Raw genomic sequence first — 3128 nt, forward strand, 5'->3', positions numbered from 1 at the left:
GCAACCTTCTGCTGGGTTTCCTACACCAGCTCACCACCCCTGTGCTTCGCAGTGTTCGTAGCTTCTCCACCAATCCCATGCCCCTCTATCGCTGGTTCATTTACGGTGCGATAAGTACAGGAGCAGGAAGATGCAAATAGATGAGATAGCCACTCTGGAGGTTCCCCTCTTCCCCGACCGCCCCATCAGCGGGGCTGAGGCCGAGCAGTACCAAAAAGGAGGAACATAGTGCGCGTTGCGGTGTTTCCGAATACCCTCACCAGCGATCAGATCGAGGGGTGGTTGGCTCGAGGTCTTACGGTGGAACTCGACCGGGCCACCGTGGAGGCGAGCCTGCCCACCCCCAGGCCGGTGCGGCTGCCCGTCTATGAAGGCGAGCGGCCCCAGGGCGTTCTGGAAGGACGAGCGAAGACGGAGGAAAACGCCCTGGTCATCGAGGGTGTCTTACAGGAAGAAGCGGTGCGGGCCGCTGTTTCCTGGGAGGAGGTGGCCCGCCAGTTCGACCTGGCGGACACCCCGCTCTACCTGTGGCGGGCCCGGCGGCTCCCCGAGGAAAAGTGGGAGGCGTGGCGGGCCGATCTGGATCAGCTCGGTCTGGCGGACAAAGCCGTGCTGCTCGGAGACCCGGAGGGTGGCCCGCTCTGCCGGGCAGAACCCACCCAGGAGAACGCCTGGGCCTTCTGGCTGGCGGCCTGGCGATTCGGAAGCCGGGTAGCCCTCGACCTGGGAATGCGCCGGGCGAGCCTCGAGCGGGCCTTCAGCGCGCTCAAAGAACGCCTGCCGCAGCTACCCGACAGCCTGCTAAAGCGCAGCCGGGAGGCTGAGGGCTGGGGGAAGGAAGAGCTGAAAGCACTCCGGGCAAAATAGGGGGCATCTTGCCCCCGTTTTCTATCCACATCTATCGCACAGGGGCAAGAAAGCTGCTGCGCGCTGGGGCCCACCCGGATTCTGCCCAGCACGCTGGCCACCAGGCCCAGGTGGCCCAGGTCGTAGACCTTCAGGTCAGGTTGGGCGCTCACCCCAAAATCCTAAGGCATGGAGGGAGGAGTGCGGAATGTCGGTTTAAGACAGTCTCTCAGATCAGACTATCGGAAGACCTGGGTGATTCGGGTAGGGGAACCTATCGGAAGAGTTGGGTGGTTTATTCCGAGGCACTTGACGTATAGCTGTCCTGAAGGGAACAAACCTCGCTCGCCAGGGCGGCGAGTTAACCGAAAACCAGACTATCGGAAGACTTGGGTGATTCGGGGCTTAAACTATCGGAAGAGTTGGGCGATTGCAGGAGGATCCCTATCGGAATACTTGGGTGATCGCTATCGGAAGACTTGGGTGATTGGGAGCCCGGAGTATCGGAAGACTTGGGTGAATCGGGACTTAAACTATCGGAAGAGTTGGGTGAAACTATCGGAAGAGTTGGGTGGAAAAGTTAGGATTTAGCCCTCCAGCACGCACGCGACTCCCCTCCCTGTTGTTGACAATCAATTTTTTAATTCTTTTTAAAGAACTTAAAACAACAACAGGGCCGCCGCGGCGGTGCGGTAAACTTCAGTCTAGATGACCAGTGATTCGCTGCTTGCTCGACGTGAACGTGAGATAACCTCTCATATCGACGAAGGCAACATCGCCTTTCTCGGCCTGATCAGCGTGCAAGAGCGTATTCCGGAGGGTTTTACCCGCTGGGATCTCGAGTTTGACCTCCAGGGTCGCCGGGCGTCGATCACCTGCCGCGCCAACCCCGATTACGGCGGGGTACCGCACGGTCTGGACAACGACGTCAGCCTTGCGGTGCTGGTGCTCTACCAGCGCTTCGGCTGCCCGGCCGACGGGGTTATTGTGACCACGGCGTACCAGTTGCTCAAGCTGATGGGTCTCGACACCAGCGGCTACTACTACAAGGCCCTGGAGCGCAGCCTCGGGCGACTGACCCACACCACCTATACCGCCCGCGAGGCCTGGCGGGAGGATGGGCGGTGGGAGAGCAAGCAGTTCCGCTACCTTGAGAAGGTCTACGCTACCGGGATGGGAGAGGGCCTCGACAACAAGACCGTGCTCAAGATCGAACTGGGTAAGGAGATCGCCGCCAGCGTGAGAGCCCGCTATATCAAGCCGCTGGACCTCGAGCTTTTGGCCAGCCTCAAGCGGCCCCCTACCCGCGGTCTCTACCGACTGCTCGACGGGCGCCGCTTTGCCGAGGGGGGGACGGCGGTGCGCACTTTCGAGGTAGGGCTCCTCGAGTGGGCTGACGTGTGTAAAATTCTCGACAAGCGGCCGGAGAAGATCCGCCGCACGCTGCAAGGCGCGCACGAGGAGCTCATCCAGCACGGTTATCTTGAAGCCGTGGAGTACGTGGGTCGGGGCAAGAACCAGCGCATCCGCTACCACTTCGCCCCCCTGGCCCAGGTGCCGGATCCGGCCGGGGTGGAGCTGCTACTCGCGCAGGGGCTGTCGCTTTCGGTGGCTCAGCGCTACGCCCGCGAGTATGACCTCGAGCACCTGCGCGCCCGGGTGGCCCTGTACACCGCGATCCTCGAGCAGGGCTACCGGCCGCGCAACCGCCTGGGCTTTTTGGTGGACGTGATCAGGGATACCCAGGGCAAATACGCCAATCCCGAGGGCTTTGTATCCAGGCAGGCCAGACCTGCCACCCGGGGCCGCGCTGCCGCGCAGGAAGGTGGCGAGGGGGAGGCCGAAGCGCTGGCTGCCTGGGAGGCTATGTCCTCCGAAGAACGCATGAGCCACCTCAAGACGGTGTGTGGGATGGTCTTCAAGCGCCATTTCACCCCGCGTGATTTCGAGCTGCTGTTCGAGGCCCTTGACGAGGGGCGCCTGGAGGCTGAAGCCTTCTACCGCGAGTTGCTGGCCCACTCCGCCCCACGCAAGGCGGCTGCGCTGGCGGCGCGGCTGCGGACGGGGTTCGAGGGCTAACGGTACGATGCCACAGGCGTGCTGGTCATTCCGGCGTAACGATTCCCCTGACTTTTAGTCAAGGGAATCGTTACAGTGAACTAAGCATCTCCCCATCAGATTTTTACCTCTACAGCCCCCAGTAGATCTAAGAGACTGTCTTAAAACTTTCCCAGACGATATAATCGAGCATGAATAGTCGAGCAAGCTGCTACCCAAGCGAT

The 3128-nt window shown here is 61.3% G+C and carries 2 protein-coding genes; both read left to right on the forward strand.

What is annotated here, in order from left to right:
- Positions 1 to 228: 228 nt before the first annotated feature.
- A complete protein-coding gene (locus Q355_RS0113050) occupies positions 229 to 867 on the forward strand; it encodes a hypothetical protein (RefSeq protein WP_027878180.1) in 639 nt (212 codons plus the stop codon).
- A gap of 687 nt (positions 868 to 1554) precedes the next feature.
- Entirely contained in the window at positions 1555 to 2925 is a 1371-nt protein-coding gene (locus Q355_RS15985) for a replication initiator protein A (RefSeq protein WP_051529433.1), read from the forward strand.
- The last annotated feature ends 203 nt before the right edge of the window (positions 2926 to 3128 follow it).

The organism is Meiothermus cerbereus DSM 11376 (assembly GCF_000620065.1).
Taxonomy (GTDB): Bacteria; Deinococcota; Deinococci; order Deinococcales; family Thermaceae; genus Meiothermus; species Meiothermus cerbereus.